Origin of the sequence: Paraburkholderia sp. SECH4 (assembly GCF_030511745.1) — a bacterium.
Lineage (GTDB): Bacteria > Pseudomonadota > Gammaproteobacteria > Burkholderiales > Burkholderiaceae > Paraburkholderia > Paraburkholderia madseniana.
Map to the genome: position 1 here is coordinate 87,233 of NZ_JALOCP010000021.1, position 22,718 is coordinate 109,950.

Annotated in this window: 21 protein-coding genes and 1 pseudogene; 15 read left to right on the forward strand and 7 right to left on the reverse strand. The window is 60.5% G+C overall.

The window, feature by feature from the left end; translation table 11 throughout:
• Window positions 1–36 precede the first annotated feature (36 nt).
• The 3 genes from M0D67_RS25530 to M0D67_RS25540 all read left to right on the forward strand — a co-directional run bounded on the left by M0D67_RS25530 (window position 37) and on the right by M0D67_RS25540 (window position 3,993).
• Entirely contained in the window at window positions 37–1,008 is a 972-nt protein-coding gene (locus M0D67_RS25530; protein ID WP_266240247.1) for an amidohydrolase family protein, read from the forward strand.
• Window positions 968–2,500, forward strand: coding sequence for an aldehyde dehydrogenase family protein (locus M0D67_RS25535; protein ID WP_308112598.1), 1,533 nt, complete (start codon window positions 968–970; stop codon window positions 2,498–2,500). The genes M0D67_RS25530 and M0D67_RS25535 overlap by 41 nt, the downstream gene beginning before the upstream one ends.
• 119 nt (window positions 2,501–2,619) lie before the next feature.
• On the forward strand, window positions 2,620–3,993 hold the full coding sequence (locus M0D67_RS25540; protein ID WP_266240248.1) for an MFS transporter: 1,374 nt from the start codon (window positions 2,620–2,622) through the stop codon (window positions 3,991–3,993).
• A 149-nt stretch (window positions 3,994–4,142) separates the two neighbouring features.
• Here the strand turns inward: M0D67_RS25540 and M0D67_RS25545 are convergent, their stop codons facing one another.
• The gene (locus tag M0D67_RS25545) at window positions 4,143–4,988 is read right to left on the reverse strand and encodes a Crp/Fnr family transcriptional regulator (protein WP_154564384.1); all 846 of its coding nucleotides are present in this window, start codon (window positions 4,986–4,988) and stop codon (window positions 4,143–4,145) included.
• A gap of 217 nt (window positions 4,989–5,205) precedes the next feature.
• On the opposite strand from M0D67_RS25545, the pseudogene M0D67_RS25550 reads away from it, so the two are divergent.
• Window positions 5,206–6,870 (forward strand): annotated as a pseudogene (locus M0D67_RS25550) (FAD-dependent oxidoreductase).
• A complete protein-coding gene (locus M0D67_RS25555; protein ID WP_154564380.1) occupies window positions 6,867–7,196 on the forward strand; it encodes a ferredoxin family protein in 330 nt (109 codons plus the stop codon). Before M0D67_RS25550 ends, M0D67_RS25555 begins: the two are co-directional and overlap by 4 nt.
• A 70-nt stretch (window positions 7,197–7,266) precedes the next feature.
• On the opposite strand, the gene M0D67_RS25560 is transcribed toward M0D67_RS25555, so the two are convergent.
• The 3 genes from M0D67_RS25560 to M0D67_RS25570 form a co-directional block, all read right to left on the reverse strand.
• Entirely contained in the window at window positions 7,267–8,112 is an 846-nt protein-coding gene (locus M0D67_RS25560; RefSeq protein WP_266240249.1) for an SDR family NAD(P)-dependent oxidoreductase, read from the reverse strand.
• A gap of 58 nt (window positions 8,113–8,170) precedes the next feature.
• Window positions 8,171–8,740 carry a TetR/AcrR family transcriptional regulator gene (locus tag M0D67_RS25565; RefSeq protein ID WP_266240250.1) on the reverse strand — a complete coding sequence of 190 codons (570 nt, stop codon included), beginning with the start codon at window positions 8,738–8,740 and terminating at the stop codon, window positions 8,171–8,173.
• A gap of 119 nt (window positions 8,741–8,859) precedes the next feature.
• On the reverse strand, window positions 8,860–9,318 hold the full coding sequence (locus M0D67_RS25570) for a MarR family winged helix-turn-helix transcriptional regulator (protein ID WP_128576601.1): 459 nt from the start codon (window positions 9,316–9,318) through the stop codon (window positions 8,860–8,862).
• A 296-nt stretch (window positions 9,319–9,614) separates the two neighbouring features.
• Between M0D67_RS25570 and M0D67_RS25575 the strand changes: the two genes are divergently transcribed.
• The 4 genes from M0D67_RS25575 to M0D67_RS25590 all read left to right on the forward strand — a co-directional run bounded on the left by M0D67_RS25575 (window position 9,615) and on the right by M0D67_RS25590 (window position 13,865).
• Window positions 9,615–11,264, forward strand: a complete 1,650-nt coding sequence (locus tag M0D67_RS25575; protein WP_266240251.1) for an FAD-dependent monooxygenase — start codon at window positions 9,615–9,617, stop codon at window positions 11,262–11,264.
• A 117-nt stretch (window positions 11,265–11,381) separates the two neighbouring features.
• Window positions 11,382–12,533, forward strand: coding sequence for a porin (locus M0D67_RS25580; RefSeq protein WP_266240252.1), 1,152 nt, complete (start codon window positions 11,382–11,384; stop codon window positions 12,531–12,533).
• Between the two features lie 150 nt (window positions 12,534–12,683).
• On the forward strand, window positions 12,684–13,244 hold the full coding sequence (locus M0D67_RS25585; protein WP_266240253.1) for a YceI family protein: 561 nt from the start codon (window positions 12,684–12,686) through the stop codon (window positions 13,242–13,244).
• A 36-nt stretch (window positions 13,245–13,280) separates the two neighbouring features.
• Complete coding sequence (locus M0D67_RS25590) at window positions 13,281–13,865, forward strand: YceI family protein (protein ID WP_266240254.1); 585 nt, start codon at window positions 13,281–13,283, stop codon at window positions 13,863–13,865.
• 159 nt (window positions 13,866–14,024) lie between these two features.
• Here M0D67_RS25590 and M0D67_RS25595 read toward each other — a convergent pair whose 3' ends face one another.
• Window positions 14,025–14,258, reverse strand: a complete 234-nt coding sequence (locus tag M0D67_RS25595; protein ID WP_266240255.1) for a hypothetical protein — start codon at window positions 14,256–14,258, stop codon at window positions 14,025–14,027.
• A 320-nt stretch (window positions 14,259–14,578) separates the two neighbouring features.
• Here M0D67_RS25595 and M0D67_RS25600 point away from each other — a divergent pair, with 320 nt between their 5' ends.
• The gene (locus tag M0D67_RS25600) at window positions 14,579–15,340 is read left to right on the forward strand and encodes a hypothetical protein (protein ID WP_266240256.1); all 762 of its coding nucleotides are present in this window, start codon (window positions 14,579–14,581) and stop codon (window positions 15,338–15,340) included.
• A 38-nt stretch (window positions 15,341–15,378) separates the two neighbouring features.
• On the opposite strand, the gene M0D67_RS25605 is transcribed toward M0D67_RS25600, so the two are convergent.
• The gene (locus M0D67_RS25605; protein WP_266240257.1) at window positions 15,379–15,966 is read right to left on the reverse strand and encodes a hypothetical protein; all 588 of its coding nucleotides are present in this window, start codon (window positions 15,964–15,966) and stop codon (window positions 15,379–15,381) included.
• A 216-nt stretch (window positions 15,967–16,182) separates the two neighbouring features.
• On the opposite strand from M0D67_RS25605, the gene M0D67_RS25610 reads away from it, so the two are divergent.
• The 5 genes from M0D67_RS25610 (at window position 16,183) to M0D67_RS25630 (ending at window position 20,338) form a co-directional block, all read left to right on the forward strand.
• The gene (locus M0D67_RS25610) at window positions 16,183–16,467 is read left to right on the forward strand and encodes a hypothetical protein (protein WP_054039195.1); all 285 of its coding nucleotides are present in this window, start codon (window positions 16,183–16,185) and stop codon (window positions 16,465–16,467) included.
• A gap of 689 nt (window positions 16,468–17,156) precedes the next feature.
• Window positions 17,157–18,371 carry an ATP-binding protein gene (locus M0D67_RS25615; protein WP_266240258.1) on the forward strand — a complete coding sequence of 405 codons (1,215 nt, stop codon included), beginning with the start codon at window positions 17,157–17,159 and terminating at the stop codon, window positions 18,369–18,371.
• 5 nt (window positions 18,372–18,376) lie between these two features.
• Window positions 18,377–19,012, forward strand: a complete 636-nt coding sequence (locus M0D67_RS25620) for a response regulator transcription factor (RefSeq protein ID WP_154564357.1) — start codon at window positions 18,377–18,379, stop codon at window positions 19,010–19,012.
• Between the two features lie 252 nt (window positions 19,013–19,264).
• Complete coding sequence (locus M0D67_RS25625; RefSeq protein WP_266240259.1) at window positions 19,265–19,651, forward strand: response regulator transcription factor; 387 nt, start codon at window positions 19,265–19,267, stop codon at window positions 19,649–19,651.
• Between the two features lie 99 nt (window positions 19,652–19,750).
• A complete protein-coding gene (locus M0D67_RS25630; RefSeq protein WP_266240260.1) occupies window positions 19,751–20,338 on the forward strand; it encodes a membrane integrity-associated transporter subunit PqiC in 588 nt (195 codons plus the stop codon).
• 260 nt (window positions 20,339–20,598) lie between these two features.
• Here the strand turns inward: M0D67_RS25630 and M0D67_RS25635 are convergent, their stop codons facing one another.
• Window positions 20,599–22,605, reverse strand: coding sequence for a bifunctional DedA family/phosphatase PAP2 family protein (locus M0D67_RS25635; protein ID WP_266240261.1), 2,007 nt, complete (start codon window positions 22,603–22,605; stop codon window positions 20,599–20,601).
• Window positions 22,606–22,718 lie beyond the last annotated feature (113 nt).

The following is a 22,718-nucleotide window of genomic DNA, read 5'->3' on the forward strand; positions in this document are numbered from 1 at the left end:
AGATGAGGTTGCGATGCCTTGAATTGGAGCCGATCAATGAGAAACAAGATTGCACTTGAAGAACACTTTGCGATAGACCTCACTATCGAGCAGTCGAAAATTTATGCGCCTGCCGCCGTTTGGGAAATGCTGAAGTCCAATCTGATGGACATCGAGCAGCAGAGACTCGAGCGGATGGAGCAGGGCGGAACTGAGTATTCAATCTTGTCGCTCAACTCGCCCGGCATCCAGGGTATCCCGGACATCAAGCAGGCGATCGATGTTGCGCGACGGGCCAATGATGTCCTCGCAGAACATGTTGGCCGCCATCCATCCCGTTTGGGTGGATTTGCCGCGTTGCCTATGCAGGACCCCGAAGCGGCGGCACGTGAACTCGAGCGGAGCGTGAAGGATCTCGGATTCCACGGCTTCATGGTGAACGGCTTTTCCCAGGTGGGCGATGCGGAAAATGTCGTGTACTACGACGCCCCGCAGTACGCCGATTTCTGGGCGAGTGCGGCGGCGCTCGGCAAGCCTTTCTATATGCATCCTCGCGATCCGTTGCCTTCCCGCGAACCGATCTACGATGGTTTTCCGTGGCTGACCGCGGCGACCTGGGCGTTCGCGGTTGAAACGAGCATTCACGCACTGAGGCTGATGACGTCCGGTCTCTTCGACCGCAATCCTGGGTTGCAGATGATTCTTGGCCATCTCGGCGAAGGGATTCCGTTCAACGTCTGGCGTGTCGACCACATTCTTCAAAAGGCGCCGCGAGGATTGCCCTGCAAGCGCAGCGTGGGCGAATACCTCAGGGAGAACGTCTACGTCACGACGAGCGGAAATTTCAGAACCCAGACGCTGCTGTCCACGATGCTGGAAATGGGCAGCGACCGGATCATGTATTCGGTCGACTATCCGTTCGAAACGCATGACGAGGCGTCCCAGTGGTTCGACACATGCTCGATCAGCGAAACCGATCGCGTGAAGATTGGACGGGAAAACGCACTGCGTTTGTTCGGTCTTGAATGATGCAAGGAACAGGAGAAATCGAATGTCCGTGACTGAATTGGCACCAGCAGATGTGTGGCGTAACAAAATCTATAGCGGCGGATGGAAGACCGGAGGCGCGGGGACAATCCCGGTGACCGAGAAGGCGACCGGCGCGGAAATGGGATCGATTGGCTGCGCATCGGCTGCCGATGTGTCCGCGGCCGCCGCGATCGCGACCGATGCGCAACGCGCCTGGGCCGCGACGCCGGGGCCTCAGCGAGGGGATGTGTTGCGCGAGGTCGCCCGTTTGCTGGAGGTGCACAAAGAGGAGATCGCCGTTCAGATTGTCCGCGAGACCGGGTCGATACGGCCCAAGGGGCAACTGGAGGTGACGTTGGCGATACGCGAGATTCTCGAGGCTGCAGCATTGGGCAGCCAGCCAACCGGGATGATCACGACAAGCGACGTGAAGGAGCGGCGTAGCGTAGCGCGCAGAATTCCAATGGGCGTGGTCGGCGTCATTACTCCATGGAATTCCCCGTTCATTCTGGCGGCGCGCGCCATCGCTCCTGCGTTGGCCACCGGCAATGCAGTGCTGCTCAAGCCCGACCCGCAATCGCCGGTCAGCGGCGGTGTCCTGTATGCGCGGCTCTTCGAGGCGGCGGGGCTGCCCGAGGGGCTGTTCCATGTCCTCCCCGGTGCGGCGGAAACCGGTGACGCGCTGGTCCGGGATCCGCTTGTCAACATGATCAGCTTCACGGGATCCACGCGGGTTGGGCAGGCGATCGGCGCCGTAGCAGGCGGTTTGCTCAAGCGAGCGAGCCTCGAACTCGGCGGCAAGAATCCCTACATCGTGCTTGACGACGTCGATGTCGAAGCTGCGGCGAGCGCAGGAGCGTGGGGATCGTTTTTGCATCAGGGGCAAGTCTGCATGTCCGCGGGCCGGCATCTCGTTCATGAACGCATTGCTGACGCCTACATTGAAAGCCTCGTCAGGCGAACTAAGGCTCTATCGGTTGGCGACCCTTTCAAGGGCAATGTCCATCTCGGCCCCATCATCAATGAACGGCAGGCCGCGAACGTCGATCGCATCGTCGCGGAGTCTGTCAGCAAGGGCGCGAAGCTTCTCGCCGGTGGGACTCGCGCCGGGCTGTTTTTTAACCCGACCGTCTTGGTGGACGTCGCGCCGGGGATGCCTGCGTTCGAGGAAGAGATTTTTGGTCCCGTCGCCGCGGTGACCGTGTTCAAGAACGATGACGAAGCGGTAATGCTCGCCAATCAGAACCGGTATGGCCTGGTGGCGGCAGTGGCTTCTTCGGATTTGCGTCGCGCCCAGCGGATTGCGGACCGACTGCACGCCGGCATCGTCCACATCAATGATCAGACGGTCATGCACGAGGTGTTTGGTCCGATGGGCGGTCTGGGTTTGTCCGGCAACGGGCACAACTACAGCACCCTGACCAACATCGACCAGTTCACGGAATGGCAGTGGGTGACGAGCCGCGACGAACTTCCGGCTTATCCGTTCTAGAAAGCTGTTGTGCCGGGCTCGCCGCATACGGGCACGGATCCGCGTCGCCCGGCAACGTCGAGAAGACAGAAATGACCCATTGGCGCACGATTTGATGCGCAAACGGAGTGAGGTGAATAGTGACCCCCGATACTGCGCAGCGAGTCGAACAGGCGCCTGCTTCGATCGTCGACATTGGCGCGTTGATCGATAGCCAGCCACTGAGCACCTTCCAGAAATGGATCATGGTGATGATCGGTTGCTCGGTGGTGATGGATGGGTTCGACGTGCAGACCATGGGTTTTGTCGCGCCTGCGATTGTCCGTGCGTGGGGCATCAGCCCGGCCGAACTCGGCCCCATCTTCGGTGCCGGTTTGCTGGGGATGCTCGCGGGCTCCATCGTTCTCGGCGCCATGGCCGATCGCGCGGGGCGTCGGCCGGTGCTCATCGGCGCGACTGTTTTCTATGGGCTATGCATGCTCGGTACCACCCTGGTTCAGAGTGTGCCGGAATTTCTTGTCCTTCGTTTCCTGACCGGTTTCGGTATCGGCGGCGTGATGGGTAACGCTATCGCGTTGGTCAGCGAATACAGTCCGCAGAAATATCGGGCGTCGCTGATGACATGGGTCTCGTGTGGCTTCACGGGTGGGGCAATTGCTGGAGGACTTCTCTGCGCAGCCTTGCTGCCGTCGATGGGCTGGAGATCGGTGTTCTTCGTTGGGGGCGTATTGCCGCTGCTCATTGCCGTCCCGATGGCCAGGTATCTGCCGGAATCGCTCCAACTGCTGGTGGTCAAACAGCGCAGCCTGGAAAGGGTGGCTCAGTGGCTTGGGCGAATCGCGCCGAACGTCCAGCTTGCACCGGGGACCCGCTTTGCCGTTCGCGGGCAGCCGCAAGCGAAGGCCTCCGTTGGCGAGCTCTTTCGCCACGGTCGCGGCACGACTACGCTGTTGCTATGGGGGATCAACTTCGCGAACCTGCTTGATCTCTTTTTCCTGTCGAACTGGCTTCCGATGCTTTCCTTGCGAGTTGGCCACGGGGTGTCGACGGCTGTACTCATCGGCACCTCGTTGCAGATCGGCGGTACTGCGGGTGCGCTGCTGCTGGGCCCGTTGATGGACCGTTTCGGCTTCTATCGTGTCCTGGCGCTCAGTTTTCTGGTGGCGACATTTTCGGTGGCATCGGTTGGTCTTCCCGATCTATCAACGGGGTTGCGCTATGCCGTCGTGCTGATAAGCGGAATCTGCATCGTCGGTGGGCAGCCGGCGGTCAACGCGTTGACCGCGACGCTCTATCCAACCTCGCTGCGGGCCACCGGGGTCGGCTGGAGTCTGGGAATCGGCCGGGCAGGCTCAATTATCGGTCCTGTCGTGGCCGGACAACTGATCAGGCTGCAATGGTCGAATACCGCGTTGTTTGTCGCGGCTGCGGTGCCCGCATTGGCATCGTGTCTGATGCTTGTTTTCCTTAGCCGCGCTTCGACGAGAAATCGGATCGATTGCGTTGAGTGTTAGTGGGTTGCGACAGATTTAGATAAAAGAAAAACAGCAAAGCACTGTCGTGTCAACGACAGATTGCCCAATCAGCCAACCTGGATAATGACCCCGTCGTCGTTCGAATACGACCGCGAAAGGTCGTACCGTTAGCGATCTGGTACGGCTGCTCAAGCGGGGCGGTGCGGCTCGAACGGTTCAATCGAATGGGCAGGTGGTTGCCTGACAATGGACTCGAGTTCGGCGGTATCTACCAAGGTGATTCGGCCGTACCGGACGCGCACGAGTTGCCGGTCTATGAACCAGCGCAGCTCCTTGTTGACGTGCTGGCGTGAGGCCATGAGCAGCGCAGCCAGATCTTCCTGCGACAGACGGATGCCGAGCGTCACGCCATCGTTATCAGTGTGGCCGTAGCGTTTGCCGAGTGCGAGTAAATGGCCGGCGAGGCGCGCGCGAAACGACATCAAACCAAGATTGCCGAGGCAGTCGTGAAGGTGGCGTGCACGCGTGGCAAGTAGCCGGAGCAGGCTTGCGTTGAGCGTTGGATCGCGTTCGAGTGCGGCGTTCAACGCATCTGCGGGAATGTGAAAAAGCCGGGTGAGTCCGCGCGCCCGCTGGTTATGAATGGAGCGCTGATCGGTCATCACGGCGGTGAGATTGGCCAGCTCGCCCGGCGGGATGAACGTCTCGACGGCTCGAATGCCCTGAGCGCTTGGCCATCCCCATTCGAGCATGCCGGAAAGAATGATGTGGACATCCGTGCAAGGATCGTTGGCGAGATAAATCAGCTCGCCATCTGCATACGTGCGCAGATAGCCAGCTTCGACGAGGGCGTCGAGGACGGCTTCCGGCCACGCGCGCAGGGCTTCATGGTTACGGAACGCAGTCCATATGATCTCCCGCTGCCTGTGTGACAGGTCGCGGCCGCTCGACTGCAATGGCAGATTTGCCGCTGCTTTGGCGGAGATGTCTTCAGCGCGGTCGACCGGGGAAAGGTTTCGGGGTGAAGCTTGCATGCGGCAGTCCGGTTCGGAGTGTTTGAGGCGAGTATCGATAAACGCGAGCTGTGCGAATGAAATGTCTCGGGCGATAAACGATAAACGATAAACGCGTTTCGCGGCATGGATGAAGGGCCGCTTTAAGGACGTTTTTTCTTGTGAGCCGCCGGACGTCAGCCGGCGGGACGTTGGAACGCGAGCCGTTTGGATCTCGCCCTAATGGGAGAAGATTTACATGAGTCAACCGATTGTGAGCGGCGGCGCGCTGGACGATGCAACCGCAGCCACGCGTCATGATGTCGATGTGCTCGTCATCGGTGGCGGTCCGGCCGGCACCTGGGCCGCGATTAGCGCTGCAGCGAGAGGGGCGACGGTCGTGCTCGCGGACAAGGGCTTCTGCGGGACGTCGGGCGCGACGGCGCCGTCAGGCACCGCGATCTGGTATGTCTCGCCGCTGAGCGATACGCGCGAGCGGGCGAAACAGAGCCGTTTTGATCTGGGAGGCCAGCTTGCGGAACACGACTGGATGGATCGCGTCCTTGAGCAAACCTAGGTGAACGTCCACCAACTTGCGGAATGGGGCTATCCGTTTCCCGTCGACGAAAACGGCGAGGCGCAGCGCACATCGCTGCAGGGGCCGGATTATATGCGGCTGATGCGCAAGCGCGTGAAGGAGAGCGGTGCATGCATCCTCGATCACAGCCCGGCCCTCGAACTACTCGTGGATGGGGGCGGCGCGGTTGCCGGCGCGCGCGGCGTGCAGCGCCAGAGCGGGGAAACGTGGGTCGTGCGCGCGAAGGCCGTGGTGATTGCAACGGGCGGCTGCGCGTTTCAGAGCCGCGCGCTCGGCTGCAACGTGCTGACTGGCGACGGCCACTTGATGGCCGCCGAGGTGGGCGCGGAGATGTCCGGCATGGAGTTCTCGAATGCCTATGGTCTTGGTCCGGCATTCGCTTCGGTCACCAAATCTCTCTTCTATAAGTGGGCGACGTTCTACGACGAACAGGGCGTGAAGCTTGAGGGAGCGGGCTCGGCATTCGGGCGCAGCGTCATTGCGCGCGAGCTGCAGATGCGCCGCGTGTTCGCGTGTCTCGATCGAGCCGACGAACAGGTTCGCGTGTGGATGCGCACGGCGCAACCGAACTTCTTCGTGCCTTTCGACCGGCTGGGAATCGATCCCTTCACCCAGCACTTCCCGGTAACGCTCAGGTTGGAAGGGACGGTTCGCGGAACCGGTGGCCTGCATGTCACGGGCCGCGATTGTTCGACGTCGGTGGAAGGTCTCTATGCGTCAGGCGACGCCGCGACTCGCGAGATGATTTGCGGCGGGTTCACCGGAGGCGGCAGCCATAACGCAGCATGGGCGATGTCGTCGGGTTTCTGGGCGGGTGCCGGTGCGGCTGACCACGCGCTCGCGAAGCGTCGCACCGGGACCGGCATCGGCATCGGCATCGGCAGACTCTATTGCGCGGGCGATGTCGGCTTGCGCGACACGTCGCACAACACGTCCTTTGACAGCGCGAGTGTCGTGAAGGCCGTGCAAGACGAGGTGTTCCCCTATGAGCGTAACTGGACGCGCAGCGGCGACCTGCTGGATGATTCGCTCAGCCGCCTCGATGCACTGTGGGCGAGCTTGCGCGCAAGCTCGCCGGCACGCGATGCGCACGAGGTCGTGCGTGCGCGAGAGGCGGCGGCGATGGTGGCGACCGCGCGCTGGATGTATCGCAGCGCGCAGGTACGTACCGAGACGCGCGGCATGCATCGACGCGCGGAATATAAGTCGATCGATGCCGGGCAGCGCCACAGGTTGATCAGCGGAGGTCTCGACGACGTATGGGTCCGCAGGAAGGAGGTGGACACGGGGTTGGTGCCGGCTGAACATCAAGGGGCCCATGCATGATCGAAATTTTGAGCGAATCGCGCTGCACGGGATGCAATATCTGCGTGCGCGCATGTCCCACCAACGTGTTCGAGGCGGTGGAAGGCGGCATTCCGCGGATCGCGAGGCAGAACGACTGTCAGACCTGCTTCATGTGCGAGCTGTACTGTCCGGCGGATGCCCTGTTCGTCGCGCCGCAGGCCGATGCCGCCGTCGAGGTGGACGAAGCACGTCTTCCGCACGGTGTACACCTCGGCAGCTATCGCGAAGCACTCGGCTGGGGTCCAGGTCGCAGCTCTACCGCCGCGCTTGACGCAAGTTACGCACTGCTGACGCCTATCCATTGATGAAAGACGGCAGCAATGCCATAGCTTCGACGAGACGCCGCACCCCTCGTCAGAGGGGTAGCGGCACCGCTCACTCGGGCACGAAGCCGGTCTTGCCCTCGAACATCACGGACTCTGCAATGTCCTTTTGCGCCTGCAGCGCGGCCAGACTCCTGGTGTAGCCGGCTTCCAGCACCGAATAGGCATCTCCGCCGAGGACGGTGCGCAGCGGCGGCTCCGGCATCTGGCTGACCGTATAGATGGCGTCGGCCATTTTCACGGGGTCGCCCGAAGCGTATGCGTCGCCGTTCTCCGCGATCCAGCGGCGCAGCTTCCCAACCGCGCTGTCCTTGTATTCATCGAGTTCTGTGGTCCAGCGGATATTGGCCACGAAGCCGGTCTTGATGGAGCCCGGTTCGATGATGATGGTCTTGATACCGAACTCGGCGATTTCCTGGCTCACCGCTTCGGCAAAACCTTCCAGACCGAACTTCGCGGCGTGGTACAGCGCGCCTCCCGGGAAGGCCGCACGTCCGCCGACGCTGGTGACATGGATGAACGTGCCGCGTTTCCTGGCGCGCAACGCGCCGAGGAAGGCGCGCGTGACGTGGATAGGTGCCAGCAGATTCAGCGCAATCTGCTGCTCGATATCGGCCTCGCTCATTTCCTCCATCGCGCCGATCACGGCGCCGCCCGCGTTGTTGACGACCACGTCGACATCGGAATGGCGCGCTGCGGCGGCCCGAACCTGTTCGTGATCGGCGAGGTCGACCGACTCCACCTGGAGCAGATCCGGATAGGCCTGCTTCAACGCCTGCATCGCTTCGACACGGCGCACGGCTGCAACCACAGGATGCCCCTGGGCCAGTACTTTTTCCGTGAGGGCGAGCCCGAGACCGCCGGACGCGCCGGTAATGAACCACTTCTGATTTGCCATGATACCGTTCTCCTTACAAATAATGAGCGCGTACGCGCTCAATAATGATCGAAAATTTTTAAACCGTGATTGCCCGCCAGGCGACATGGAAGCCGAGTTGCAGGTGACGTTCGGCGCTCTCGGGGTGCTTGTCGACGTACTCGATCGTCGTGTCGGCGATGTGCTCAATTATGGACGAAAGAAATGCGATCGAGGCGTCCACCAGTACGCCATCGCGCACGGCGTCTTCCATCATCTGGGACACCGCCAGAAACGGCCCCATTCCCTGTGCTCGTGTGTCGTCGAGTATGTGGCCGGAAGCCGAAAGCCGCGAGAGGGCGAACCGCCCAGCCGCATTGGCCAGCCCCCAATTCACATAGCGCTCGAAGACGTGCTGCATGCGCTGGCGATAGCCCGCCTCGTGCGGATAGTCCGGCATCACGGATCGCGCCAGATCCTGCTTCAGGTGCAGGTACAGTTCCTGGAACAAGGCGTCCTTGCTCTCGAAGTAGGTGAACAAGGTGCCTTCGGCCACACCGGCGCGCCGGGCGATGCCCGCCGTGGTGGCCAGCACGCCCTGTTCAGCAACGGTCTGCGTTGCGGACAGCAGCAGGGCGCCGCGTTTTTCCGGACTCAAAGGGCGTGCCATCGTATGCCTGCATAAATATAGAGTGATTACGCGCTCAATTATAACTACTTTTTGGGATGAGTGCCGACAAGAAGACGGGACGAAGAATGACACTCCAGCCGCGAACGAGTCGAGTCAAGTCAAACAAGGTCATCAAGTGCGCCAGCGTTTTCGTACACCTTGAGCAGCATGGTGCGAAGAACCTGGACGTCGTTTGCCGTGAAACCGCTCAGTATCACCGACTCATGTTGCTTCGCGACCGGGACGATGCGCAGCGCCAGTTCGTCTCCCTTGCTTGTCAGGGCAATCCTGATTGATCGTCCATCCGTCGTGCTCTTCTCGCGCTTGACCAGCTCCTGGCTCTCAAGACGGTCAATGATCCTCGACAGCGCGGAAATATCCGATGTCGCGTGCACCGACAATTCAGACAAGGTCTGGTGCGGAACGTACAGCAGCGAGGCACAGACCCGCCACTCGCTGAGGTTCAGGCCGAACGGTTTCAGTGCCTTCGCGAATGCGTTGCCCATCCGGCCTCCGGCACGTGTCAACAGGAACGGAATCGCCTGCTCGAGTTCTTGTGGTCGCTTGGGTGTCTTCATGGTCATCGGTGGGTTGCGGGTTTACATGGGTACGTATATTTGAAAAATCAACTATACTCCACTTCAAATGTAGTTGAAAAATCAAATAAATGTTACCCGGGCGAATTCGGATAGTCAGCTTCCTTTCTGAGTGAGCAACGCGTCATACGCTGAACCAGGGCAGACGTGAGGGAGGAGTCGGATCAATCGAGCCTGGTTGGATATGAAAGGTTCAGAGTTCGTCCTTCAATAACTTCATTGGCATTACTAATAAAAATAACAATTGTAGCGACGATTTACGCGAACGGAGATCGGATTTGGACACTCAAGTCATCATTGTCGGCGCTGGCCCGGTAGGACTGACACTTGCGATCGACCTTGGCAAGCGCGGCATAGCGTGTGTGCTTGTCGAGCAAAAGGCAGAGCCTCAGTTTCTGCCGAAAATGGAGCGTTGCAACGCGCGCACCATGGAGATCTTCCGGCGGCTTGATCTCGCGGACTGCATCCGGGCTGCCGGCATGCCCGAAGACGTCCCCATGGACATCCAGATCATCCGCTCCATGACCGAGCCTCCGATTCTGCGCTTGCCCTATCCGTCGGTGGCGGAGGCTCGCGCGCTCACGCACGAGAGCCACGACGGCAGCCTTCCGCTCGAGCCCTATCAGCTCATCTCGCAGTACACACTGGAGCCGCTTCTTCTTGAGGTGGCCGAGCAATTGCCGGCGGTCACGGTGATGCGGAGTACGACGTTTCTGGAATTCACCGAGCAGGACGATGGTGTTCTGGTCGCGGTCAATGCCGCCGACGGTGTGAGAAGAACCTTGAAGGCCGCCTACCTCGTGGGCTGCGACGGTGGCGCGAGCCATGTACGCAAGCAACTGGGCATCCGTCTGGAGGGCGAGGGCGACATTGCGCGATTGAGGCAGGGCCTGTTCTACTGCGAGCAACTCTACGAGCGGCTTCCGATGGGCAACGGGCCGAGCCGGGGGCGGCACTATCTGGTGGCGGGCGGGCCTCCCACTTTCATGATCATGCAGGATTCCACACGACATTGGACGGTCCATTCCGCCGTCGAGAGCGATGACGAGATGCGGCGGATGTTCGAGCGGATCATCGGCGATGCGTTGCCCTACGAGATGCTGTATTGCGCGGAATGGCGGCAGAATCTGCTGCTGGCCGAACGCTATGGAAAGGGACGGGTGTTTCTCGCAGGCGATGCGGTGCACCTCGTGATTCCTACTGGCGGTCTTGGCATGAACACCGGCGTTGGCGACGCTACCGATCTTGCCTGGAAGTTGGCCGCTACGCTGCAAGGGTGGGGCGGCCCGGGGTTGCTGGCCTCCTATGAAGCTGAACGGCGCCAGATTGGCGAGCGGGTCGTCGGCGCATCGCGCTACGCGTCGCTTGGATATCGCGCATGGTTGGCCGAGGTGCGCCCGGAGATCGGGGACGATACGCCCGCAGGGTCGACTGCTCGTGCTCACCTGGCCGTTGTGGCGAACGTGGAGCAGCGCAAGTCGAACGAGATGATCGGAGCGGAACTGGGCTATCGCTATGTGGACTCGCCCATTATCGACAATGTACCGGGAGGGCCGCAGCACGATCTGCGTGCCTATCTTCCCACGACGTGGCCGGGCGCGCGGCTTCCCCATATGTGGCTCACCGACGGAAGCGCCATCCAGGACCGATTACGGCCGGAGCGCTACACGTTGATCGACGTCACGGGTGGGCATGATGCGGGCCCGCTTCTCGCCGCGTTCGAAGCGCTCGGCGCGCCGCTCGACGTGCTCGTGCTCGCGGATTCGGCGCTTCGCACCGTCTATGAGCGCGACCTCGTCCTTGTCCGGCCCGACATGCATGTCGCGTGGCGCGGCGACCGGCTCCCGCAGGCCGTCGATGATCTCGCCGCGAAAGTGACAGGACATAGCGACATAAACCGCGCAATGGGTTCGATCAGCAGCCGCTGACCGAGCCGGCTGAATCGAATCAAATCAATATTCGGTCAGCCCCACGCTGCAGGCTCGACGCGCGACGGCGCAGGGGTGCCGTCGTCTTGAGATTTCAACAACATTGGAGACGAGAAAATGAGCGCACGGTTGAATCGGGCCAGAGGTGGGCATTCATGGCACCGGCTGCTTTGGTGGACGCTCCCGTCGCTTGCGGCATGTGCGTCGGGAGTATCGCATGCGCAGAGCTCGGTCACCCTATATGGGATCATCGATACCGGCGTCGAATATGTGACGAACGTCGGCGCTCAAAAATCCAGCTCAGTGCACGTGCCGTCTCTCACAGCCTCGCTACCATCGCTGTGGGGCCTTCGTGGCAAAGAGGATCTGGGTGGTGGTCTGAGTGCGGTTTTTGTATTGGAGTCGGGGTTTGCTCCCGGACAGGGCACGCTGAATCAAGGGGGACGTCTGTTTGGCAGGCAGGCCTATGTCGGGCTTGCGGGGCGGTGGGGGACCTTGACCCTCGGGCGGCAATATTCGCAAATCTTCTGGGCGGTATTAACGGGCGACACGCTGGCGCCGAATATCTTTGCCGCCGCCGATCTTGACCCCTACTTGACCCAGCCGCGCGTTGACAATTCGATCGCCTATACCTTCACGTCGTCGGGACTGACTGTGAGCGCGATGTATTCACTGGGACGTGACGTGGCCGATAGTGTGCCGGCCGGAGGGTGCGCCGGCCAATCGCCGACTGACTGGCGGGCCTGCAAATCAATGTCCGCGATGGTGAAATATGACGCCGGGAAATGGGGTGCGGCAGCGGCCATCGATCGCAACTACGGTGGGGGCGGCACTGGCTCGCCCTTGCCACTTAGCTCGCAAACCGATACACGCGCCGTCATCGACGGCTACGTGAAGTTTGGCAATTCGACTTTTGGAGCGGGATTCCAACACCGGATCAATCACGGAGCACAGACGCCGAAAGTCTTCAACGCGACCAGCAACTATTGGTGGGTCGGTGGATCGTACTTGCCCGTTCCATATATTTCGCTTGACGCACAGTTCGGCCATATCACCGTGAACAGCAATGCCGCGGGGGGCTCCGTGATCGCCGCGCGCGCCATGTACTTCCTGTCCAAGGGCACTGCGGTGTACGTCACGGCAGGGCACGTGTTTAACCAGCGTAACGCAGCGTTCTCGATTGACGGTGGCGTGGTGCCGCCCGCTTCGACGCCATTGCCAGGCGTGAGTCAAACCGGTGCGATGGTGGGTATTCGACACCTGTTCTAAATGTCCTGCGGCCGCTCGATTGCATCGTGAGGATAACAATATGTTCTCTTTGAATACGCTATTCGCCATCGTTTATCCACACAGTTGATCGTGACGGCTTGCTCGCCCGCATGATCCATTTTCCAAAGTAGCAAGAGGCTCAAGACAGATATGAAACCCCGATTCCGTCAACTGATATTGGCCGCTACGGCTGCCGTGTCGCCCTTTCTGGGTGTTGCGCATGCGCAGGTCGATACGTCGAAAAGCACAGTAACCGCCACCTCGAAGCAGATGAACGTGCCTGTCGACGGGACGTTCAGAAAGTTCACTGCGCAGCTCGTCTTCGATCCGGCCAAGCCGACGGCGGGCAGCGCGCAACTGACCATCGACACCGCCAGCTACGATCTCGGCGACCAAAGCTACAACCAACAGGTGCGCGGCAAAGACTGGTTCGACACGGCGCAGTTTCCCAACGCCACATTCGTCTCGAGCACCATTGCACCGGCTGGCGGCAACCAGTTCAAGGTCAGCGGCAAGCTGACCATCAAGGGTAAGTCTGAAAACGTGACGGTGCCGGTCACCGTCACGCAGCAGGGTGCGACGCAAACCTTCGACGGCACTTTGCCGATCAAGCGTAGCCAGTTCGACATCGGCTCAGGCGAATGGAAAGACACGTCGGTCGTCGCCGACGAAGTGTCGATCAGGTTTCACATTGTTGAAGCCAAAAAGTAAGCAGCAAAACCGCTCAGACTCCCCAGGAGGATCACAATGAAGAAGCAACTTTTGACCGTAGCGATCGCCGCTCTGGCAGCAGGCACATCGTTCGGCGCGAAGGCAGCGGAGACCACGTATCAACTGGATCCCACGCACACGTACCCCAGCTTTGAAGCCGATCACTTCGGTGGCGTCTCGATCTGGCGCGGCAAGTTCAACAAGAGCAGCGGCACAGTGAAGATCGATCGCGAAGCCAGGACCGGCACGCTGGAAGCGACTATTGACATGACGTCAGTGGATATCGGCAACAATACGCTGGATACGGCGTTGAAGAGCCCGAAATTCTTCGATGCCACTCAATTCCCGACCGCTGTCTATAAGGGCAAGTCGATGACGTTCAAGGGCGATGTGCCGGTCGAAGTGATCGGCGAGTTGACCCTGCACGGTGTGACGAAGCCGCTGAATCTGAAGATCGAGTCGTTCAAGTGCTTCCAGAACCCGCTGCTCAAGCGCGAAGTGTGCGGCACAGATTCGACCGCGAGTTTCGACCGGTCGGACTTTGGCGTTGACATGGGCAAGACTTACGGCTTCAGGATGCAAACGGTGCTGCACATCCAGGCTGAAGGTATCAAACAATAAGGCGGCATCGCCCAGTCATATGGGGCGATTTTCATCGGACCGCGATACCAGACAAGGCTCCTCACGCGCAACGTTCAGCTTGCGCGAGGGGAGCCGCGCGCCGGATCACGGCGTGTATTTGCTGATTTTTTGCCCTTGCACGCCGAGACCTGCCATCAATCATTGCTGACCGTAGATGAACGCATAGACGTCGGATTTCAGGGTCGTGGTGGTCATCGATTTGCCCATTCCCGCGTCCACGACCACGACGCTCGGGCCGACGCCGACCGACCATCCGTCGCTCGCGTTGAGGTAGTTGATGGCTGAATCGCTCATCAGGAACATGGCTTCAGAGAAGGTTTGTCCGCCAGCTTGCAATCCCCAGGAGACTGCTCTCGCGGTGTAGTAGCCCATTACCGTTCCGTCGGGGGCGAACATCACCCCCCTTGCCGCCTTGCGCGCCGGCAATGAACCCCACCTTCAGAATATCGGGGAATACCAGAACCGCTTTGGCCTGTTGCTGAAGTTGTTGTGTCCGTGGCGCGTCGGATTGTTCGCGGCCTCGAAGGGCGGTGATGGTGCGGCCCATACCGGTTGCGGGACGCTTCGAGTGGAATAAATAGTGGTGTTGCGCGCACGTAAAGACAATTGGACCTTGGTCCAATTGCACGTTGCAGCGCGGAGCGCAAGATATCGAATCGCCACGTGCGCAACCAGAGACGGAGGACCGCAGGGTGAACCACCTCGTCGATGCGGCAGTCGTATTCGCGTGCGTTTTCGGCAGTGCGCTGCTTGGTTCGTATCTGCGCCGCGTGCTGCCACAGCACCACCTCAGCGATGAATCCACCGGTGTGGTCAAACTGGCGACCGGTCTTGTTGCAACCATGGCCGCATTGGTGCTGGGCCTGCTGATTTCGTCGGCAAAAGGCTCTTTCGACACCATGAATACGGAGCTTTTGCATAGCGCTGCCGCTATCGTTCGTCTTGATCGCGTGCTGGCCCACTATGGTCCGGAGACTCAGGAGATTCGCAGCGCGCTTAAACGCACAACCGAGGCTTCGGTTGCGGCGATGTCTTCCGGCGATCCCGCTCAACTGGCCAGATTGAGCAGCCCCGAAGCCGTGGCCCGCGGAGAAGCATTTCAGCGTCAAGTGGAGGAACTCTCGCCGCACACCGATACGCAGCGTCAATTGCAGGCGCGGGCGCTGCAAATCGTCGACGATGTATTAGCTACGCGATGGCTCGCGCTTCTTCAGCAAACGGGTTCGATTCCGATACCGTTGCTCGTGGTTCTGGTGTCGTGGCTGGCGATCCTCTTTGGCACGTTTGGCCTGTTTGCACCTCGCAACGGCACGACGATGACGGCGCTCGTGATGTGTGCACTGTCGACTTCCGGTGCAATCTTCCTGATCATGGAAATGAATACGCCGCTCGGCGGAATAGTAAAAATATCTTTCGCACCGATGCGCGCGGCGCTCGATATTCTCGGGCATTAAGCATTAAACACTAGGCATAAAACACTAGGTAAAAGGCATTAGGTAGTGGGAGTCAGGCGCTGCGTTTTTTGCGAATCCGCTACACAGTTGCATTGCCAGACAGGGCTCAATTGAACCAGTGGTATTGAAGCGCGATCGAGATTGTCTGGAAATTGCCGCCCACACGCGTTACCAGGCCACGCGACCACGCGAGTTTGGCGGACCATTTCGCTGCCAGCGGCACGGACAGCGTGACACCGTATCGTGCTGGGTGCGCGTCGCACAAATTCTTCCGGAGAGAGCGCCGGGTCGCCGAGCAGGTTCGCCGCGATCTTGAAGTGCACGTCGCCGAGACCCGAGCGGTATTGCTGCTGAAAAACACCCTTCACGTCGCCGTTCGCATTCGCGTTCGCATAGGGCACCGACACCGCGGTACTCACGGTACGTCCCGCGACCCCGAAACTGTGCGAATAGCCGAGCGAAAAGATGTTGATATGTGCCTGCACATTGGTGATTGGCAACGATGGATCGAACGATACGTCGCCGCTCGAACGTGCATAGTCGGATACCGCGAAATTGGTAGCCACCGGCACAGCAGAATAGGCTCGCGGCTCCATCTCCTGTGCGTGAATCGACAGTGCGGACATCGAGCACAGCAGAGCCACGCGAACCGAAAGCGCCGTGATTTCGGGACTGTGCGATTCGAATCGTTCGTTGCATGCGGCATAGTGGTCAAATCCACTTATGCTGCTGCCTGCAATAGGACTAAGGTCCAATATGCATGCGAGCGGATGAGGCTAATCTGGAAGTCGTGGCAGGCGTAGCCGTGCATGTGCTTGTGCCTGCTGCCTCAGGAGACGACCATGAAAGTGTTGTTCGTGTTGATAGCCTTTGCGCTTTCATCCAATGTATTCGCGGAATGCACCACTAATGCGCGAGGTATGACCGAATGCAATAACGGGCAGGCGGCCGGCGGCTATAACCCGAACACCGGCAACGCATGGAAGGCGCAAAAGAATCAGAACGGTGTCACGACAACAACGACGAGCAAAGGCGGGGAAGCCAAGACCAAAAACGGTAAGGGCGTATATAAGAGTCCGAGCGGACAGACCTGCTATCGCACGGCCAATGGTCACGGGTGCAATTGATGGGATGTGAAACTGTGTTACCAATCGATGAAGCACTTGGACAGGTTGAATTTGGTCACATTCGTCGGCGGACCGAAATATGTGCAAAAGAAATACCTCAATCACGTTTACATGTTTAACCGTCCGTACTAGGATTAATTTTGCCGGTTGAAAGCGTTCCGCAGATGTAACTCCTACCGGTGCACTCGTTCCGCATGCGTCCACAGACAGCGCGTATCTTCGTCGACTTGTTAACTGTCTAAAGAGACGATGAGCCTGCTGTTCAAGAGGCGCAGTCTCGCGCCGATGTTCAGCAAGACTTTTGGCAACCAATCTCGCGGTGCCGAATCTTGAGAGGCCGTTCGGACATGAGCTTCGTCATGCCTGCTATCGTCATTTTGCAAACCGCGATCATTCTCGGGTTGCTGGTGCTCGGATTGCGGCATCGCGCATCTGCGGCGTTCAGCAGTGTTAATCCGCCAATTGCCGGAGCGAATTCTCGCGACCGCGGGATGCCCGGTGAGCATGCGGCGCATTCAGCGCATCTCGAACTGGCGGATAAAGCGGCTCTACATGATTCCTTAAATCAACCCCGTCAATCGGAACGTCAGCGTCCCGAACAATTTCTCACCCCTCCCGCGGTTTTCGGTGCGCCAGATAGCGGTCTACCGGCATCGCGCGCGAGACGGCGTTTTACGGATCGGCTTCGCATGATGACCTCCGCGAGAACCGCGCGCAGGAGAACTCATGATGACGTCGCGCGAGCGGTGCTCGTGCACGATTCACACGCTGACGATGACAATGACGAACAGGTAAGCGGCGAGCATTATTTTCGTGAGGTACTGGCGTTATTGCCGCTAGCGACGCTGATGCTCGACGGGCGCGGCGTGATGGCAATGGTCAATCCGAAAGCGGATCGGCTCTTCGGTTATGACTGTAACGAGCTGCCAGGCAAGCCGGTGGAAATGCTGATTCACGCGCTGCGTTTCGACAGCCACGCGTCACGCTGGGATGCTCCCCCAGCCACGCAGCAATTGTGCAGGTTCTTGCCGCTGGACGATCTATGCGCGCGCCGTAAGGACGGCACCGAGTTTCGTGCCGACATCGACCTGTGTGCATTTCGTTTCGAAGGTGAAAACGTCACGCTCGCATTCATCATCGACAAGACGGACCGGTATGAGTTACGCCGTCAGCGCGAGGATCTTGCGCATCTGACACGCGTATCGACGATGGGACAACTCGCTTCCTCGCTCGCACATGAGTTGAATCAGCCGCTTACCGCGATACTCAGCAACGTGCAGGCTGCGCAGCGTTTCATGATGGCCGATCCGATCGATCTGGCCGAGTTGCGCGATATTCTTAACGATATTGTCCAGGACGATTACCGGGCCAGCGAGGTGATCCGGCGGATTCGCGCGGTCGTCAAGAAGGGTGGTCTCGAGGTGATTCCTCTCGACCTCGCCGGCGTGATGCGCGATGTGGTGGCGCTGGTGCATAGCGATGCGATCGTGCGCGGTACGCGCGTGACGCTCGATATCGACTCGACATTGCCGCCAGTGCGCGGCGATCGGGTTCAATTGCAGCAGGTCATGCTGAATTTGTTGCTGAATGCGTTCGACGCGATGAATGAGGTCCCACCCGTCGACCGTATGGTGTGCGTCACGCTCAAACCGGCCGACAACGGCATGGTGTTGATCGCTGTTCGCGATCGGGGCCATGGACTGACCGCCGATAAGCTGGACAAGATCTTTAAGCCGTTTTTTACATCAAAACCCCAAGGGCTCGGTTTGGGATTGTCGATCAGCCGTTCCATTATCGACATGCACCGCGGGCGACTATGGGCCGAAAATAACAACGATCGAGGCGCGACATTCTACGTGGCATTGCCGGTTGGCGATGCCACGCCGGAGGATAAGTCGCGATAAAGGCCATGACTGAATCCGATTCACTTGTCTTTGTCGTCGACGACGACGATTCCGTGCGCCGTGCGTTGGCGCGTCTGATCCACTCCGCTGGTTACCGTGTCGAAGCATACGGCAATGCCCGCGCGTTTCTCGAACGGTTGCGCGAGGTCGATTCTCCGGCCTGCCTGATTCTCGATGTGCAATTGCCTGACCTGGACGGGCTGACATTGCAGCGCGAACTCAAAGCGATGCTACCGATCATCTTCGTCACGGGTCATGGCGATATCGCCATGACAGTGGGCGCGATGAAAGCAGGGGCCACCGATTTTTTGGCAAAACCTGTGAACGATTGCGATCTGCTCCGCGCGATCGAAGCCGCTTTCGAACGCGTTGCAGAGACCCGCGCGGCGCGTTGCGAGCTGGATGCGATCCGTGGCCGGTTGGACAAGCTCACGCCGCGTGAAAAGGAAGTCATGGCGCTCGTGGTCACGGGCCGCCTGAACAAGCAGGTGGCAAGCGAGCTTGGCACGGTCGAAAAGACCATCAAGGCTCATCGCGCGCGCGTGATGGCGAAGATGGAAGTCACTTCGCTGGCCCAGCTCGTGCGCGTCGCGGACAAAGTCGGTCTCGGCGGTGCGGGCGAAACCCACGTTTCGCGCTGAAGTCATTGCAGTCCGTTAGCCGTAGTGTGGCCCGGTTCGGGGCCTGCTCAGGTGCGCGTGTCGCCGAAGGGCCGCACGGCCGATCCGTGTGCGGTTCGCAAAAGGTCCGCACGGTCCACACCCGGCCCGCACCTGATCCCTACTCCATCGACACGGGACCAAGGTCCAATATCCGTGAACCTTTCCGCCTCGTAGGCTTTCGTCTGGGGGAGTGCGCTGACCCGCGTATTCCCGGACACCGGACTACTCTCCATGGGAAAACTCAAACCATTCGTTGTCGTTGTCGATGACGATGAATCGGTGAGCCGGGCGATCAAGCGCTTGCTTCGCTCCATCGGGATCGCTGCCGAAACGTTCGCCAGCGGCGACGCGTTCCTCGACGTTCTCGCCTCGATGCCGTCGTATCGACCCGACTGCGTCATTCTCGACGTGCAGATGCCCGGGCTCAATGGACTCGAAGTCCAGCGGCGCTTGTCCGGCAAAGGCATGCCCGTGATCTTCACTACTGCACACGACGAGATCAGCGTACGCGAGCATGCGCTCGCGGCCGGTACGGTTGCCTGGCTGCGCAAGCCTTTCAACGATGAACTGTTCGTGAAGACGGTGCGCGCCGCGCTCGACGGTGTACCGCCTGTCTGACGAGCAATTGCATAGGCCCGTACCGCGAATTCGCACGCTGGCGGACTATCTCGAGCGCCATCCAGAGGCACTGATCCGCGGCAAGCTGGAGGATAAGAAATGATGCGCCCATCCTTAATCGTAGCAGTGGCGTTGGCGCTCGCCGCGTTGTACGGTTGCGCTTCGTCGCCCAAGTCGGACTTCTACACGTTGAGCCCGGCGGCCGCGCAGACGGACATGCCGCCTGCAGCGCCGATTGCGGTCCTGATCACGGTGGTGACCGTGCCCGATCTCGTCGACCGGCCGCAGATCGTGGTGCGCTCCGGTGACAACAAGGTGGATATCGACGAATTCGCCCGCTGGGCCGATCCTTTGAAAAGCCAGATCCCGCGTGTGGTAGGCGCCGACCTGGGGCAGTTGCTGAACGTCCCGCTTGTCTCCACCTATGCGATGGGCGGCGATCCGGCGTCGGCTTACCGGGTACAACTCGACATCCAGCGCTTCGATGCGGCGCTTGGCGACGCGGTGACGGTTGACGTGTTGTGGTCGGTCGCGTCGCCGGGGAAGAAACCGGCGCTAAGCGGCCGAAGCACGGTCCACGAGCCTTGCACCGGCGCCGGCTTCGATGGTGTGGTCGCGGCATACAGCAGGGCGCTCGGAACGGTGAGCCGCGATATTGCCAGCGCGATCCGCCCGGCGTCGCCTTGAAGGGCGCTCGAGCATGACGTCGCGCGTAGGACGGCATCTGCGATGCAGGCTGTACGACGCTCGTGCGAGCTGCCTCCCGAATGGACGTCGACCGGCATGTGCGAGTCGAATAGCGCAGGTTATCCACAGAAAATGTTCATATCCTTGTGGACAAGTCCTGGCCAAAGCCGCCAAGTGATTGAGCGCAGAGCGATTTCCTGATCGGTACGGCGAACCCGCACATCCAGGCAGACCCAGGCAGACCATCGGCAACGCGCCGCTCATTCCACCGGCGAGGCCAGCAGCGACACTGGCACGCCTTGACAACTCACCCTGGCCACGAGCGCCGCGCCGAGATCGGCGCTTGCTCTTGTGTGCGCATCGAGCGATGACTCTTCCTTGTCGACTCGCAGAATGTTAATCGGCCACGATGCCCGGGCGAGCCGTTCGTGCGCAAAGGACCCGACCCACAGCGGCGTGGCGGACGCGCCGTTCTCCACGGCATAGCCGCTCGGCCAGAAACGCAGGACGTCGCGTTCGTCGCGCGTGTCGCCGGGGCGCATGAGGACCAGCGACGAAGGCACGCCGTTGTTCAGCTTCGGCAATACCGGCAGCGATGTCGCCGCGACGTTCGGCGAGGCAAGCGAGAGCAGGCTGCGCGCCGACAGGTCCGTGCCCTCGATCCATCCCTGGGCGCGCAGTTGCCCCCTGATCGAATCGAGGTTCGACACCCATTGCAGCGTGAGCGGTTCCTTGTGGTCGCCGCCCATGTCCGAGCGATAGCATGGCAGTCTTTTCCACAGCGACACTGTCCACTGCGCTTGCGTGACCAGCACGGGCTGCGGGTGAGGCATGTGGTCCGGCGCCGCTGCCAGGGGATTGACGCTCAGTTGCAGGCCCACGCTCGCGAGCATGACCACCAGAACCACGACCGGCATGAAGCCGCGTGAGGGCGGCACTTCCGGATACCGTAATATCGCCGTCAGCGAGACGATGGCTACCCAAATGTACGCGAGCGCGGCGCCGCCGATCGCGTCGGAGACCCAGTACCTGCCGAAGTAAAGTCCTGCGAGCGCGACCATGATCACGACCACCATACTCGCGGTCGCCACGAGCAAACCTTCCAGCATGCCGACCCGTCGCACGAGCAGGAACGCGAGGAAGCCGTAGACGATCACCGTCGCGGCGACGTGATTGCTCGGAAACACGTACGCGTCGGACAGGAGTTCATTGGGCGGCGCGCGGTGCATGGCGAACTGCAGGGCGAAAATCAGCAATTGGGAAAACACGACCGCGGCGAGCCAGTAGCCGATGGCGCGCCAACGCCGCTCGAGCAGCATCCACACCACCACGGTCACGACCACCGCCGTCAGCGTGAAGACGCTGCCGAGTGTCGCCACGCCTGCAAGGACCGTGTCGCTCCATGGCGTGCGCACCGATTGCAGGAAGTGATAGACGGACAGATCCACGCTCACCAGCGGATCACCGCTGACGACGTCATCGAGCACGCCGAAGAAGAGCGCACCCGCCGCGAGCACGACCAGCGACGTCAACACGATGCTGCTGGCATCCGGCTGTTCGGGGTCGAGCAGCCGCCGCGCGAATCGGCCGAACGGGCCTGGGTGGCGGCACGCCCAGCTTCCCAGGTAGCGTCCCGCCGCGCTCGACCACGCACCGGCATGCGAGACCAGGAACTCCATCGCGCGATAGCTCAGCCAGACGATGCCCACCAGCAACGCGATGATGACAACGAGGCGGAACGACACCGCGCCGGCCAGCAGCACCGAGGCGCCGAAGACCACGCCCGGCAGGATATGCGCGGGAGCCCACAGCAGCGCCGACAGTACATTCATGCCGTAGAAGCGCAGCGGCGTCATACCCAGCATGCCTGCCACCACCGGCACGATCGCTCGTAGTGGTCCGACGAAGCGGGCGAACACGACACCTTTGGCACCATGTTTCTGAAAGAAACGGTGGCCGGCGTCGAGTATCTGCGGGTGGGTGCGAAACGGCCAGAACTGGACGATCCTGTCTTTGTAGCGGCTACCGATCCAGAAGCTCATGCCGTCCCCGGCGATGGCGCCGGCGATCGCCCACAGGAACACCCAGCCGAGGCTCAGTGAGCCGGTGCCGGCCAGTGCGCCGGCGAGGAACATCGCAGTGCTGCCCGGGATGAAGGTGCCGATGACGGCGACGGCCTCCAGGAAGGCCGCAAGAAAGACGACCGTGAGCATCCACGCCGGATGGCCGGCAAGCAGATGCAAAAGGTGGATGTAGGCGTGCTCCATCGTGCGCGATCAGCCGTTCTGGCGTAACGGTTGATCATAACGCGCACGGCGCTGCGCCACATTTTTGCCAACCGGCATCGGGCGACATGCCGGCGCACAATCTCACGAAGCCG

Excerpts from the sequence above, each read along its gene's own strand:
- M0D67_RS25530 (WP_266240247.1), top strand. The coding sequence starts at position 37 with ATGAGAAACAAGATTGCACTTGAAGAACACTTTGCGATAGACCTCACT.
- M0D67_RS25545 (WP_154564384.1), bottom strand. The coding sequence starts at position 4,988 with ATGCAAGCTTCACCCCGAAACCTTTCCCCGGTCGACCGCGCTGAAGAC.
- M0D67_RS25555 (WP_154564380.1), top strand. The coding sequence starts at position 6,867 with ATGATCGAAATTTTGAGCGAATCGCGCTGCACGGGATGCAATATCTGC.
- M0D67_RS25560 (WP_266240249.1), bottom strand. The coding sequence starts at position 8,112 with ATGGCAAATCAGAAGTGGTTCATTACCGGCGCGTCCGGCGGTCTCGGG.
- M0D67_RS25565 (WP_266240250.1), bottom strand. The coding sequence starts at position 8,740 with ATGGCACGCCCTTTGAGTCCGGAAAAACGCGGCGCCCTGCTGCTGTCC.
- M0D67_RS25570 (WP_128576601.1), bottom strand. The coding sequence starts at position 9,318 with ATGAAGACACCCAAGCGACCACAAGAACTCGAGCAGGCGATTCCGTTC.
- M0D67_RS25580 (WP_266240252.1), top strand. The coding sequence starts at position 11,382 with ATGAGCGCACGGTTGAATCGGGCCAGAGGTGGGCATTCATGGCACCGG.
- M0D67_RS25585 (WP_266240253.1), top strand. The coding sequence starts at position 12,684 with ATGAAACCCCGATTCCGTCAACTGATATTGGCCGCTACGGCTGCCGTG.
- M0D67_RS25590 (WP_266240254.1), top strand. The coding sequence starts at position 13,281 with ATGAAGAAGCAACTTTTGACCGTAGCGATCGCCGCTCTGGCAGCAGGC.
- M0D67_RS25595 (WP_266240255.1), bottom strand. The coding sequence starts at position 14,258 with ATGGGCTACTACACCGCGAGAGCAGTCTCCTGGGGATTGCAAGCTGGC.
- M0D67_RS25605 (WP_266240257.1), bottom strand. The coding sequence starts at position 15,966 with ATGTCCGCACTGTCGATTCACGCACAGGAGATGGAGCCGCGAGCCTAT.
- M0D67_RS25610 (WP_054039195.1), top strand. The coding sequence starts at position 16,183 with ATGAAAGTGTTGTTCGTGTTGATAGCCTTTGCGCTTTCATCCAATGTA.
- M0D67_RS25615 (WP_266240258.1), top strand. The coding sequence starts at position 17,157 with ATGATGACCTCCGCGAGAACCGCGCGCAGGAGAACTCATGATGACGTC.
- M0D67_RS25620 (WP_154564357.1), top strand. The coding sequence starts at position 18,377 with ATGACTGAATCCGATTCACTTGTCTTTGTCGTCGACGACGACGATTCC.
- M0D67_RS25625 (WP_266240259.1), top strand. The coding sequence starts at position 19,265 with ATGGGAAAACTCAAACCATTCGTTGTCGTTGTCGATGACGATGAATCG.
- M0D67_RS25630 (WP_266240260.1), top strand. The coding sequence starts at position 19,751 with ATGATGCGCCCATCCTTAATCGTAGCAGTGGCGTTGGCGCTCGCCGCG.
- M0D67_RS25635 (WP_266240261.1), bottom strand. The coding sequence starts at position 22,605 with ATGGAGCACGCCTACATCCACCTTTTGCATCTGCTTGCCGGCCATCCG.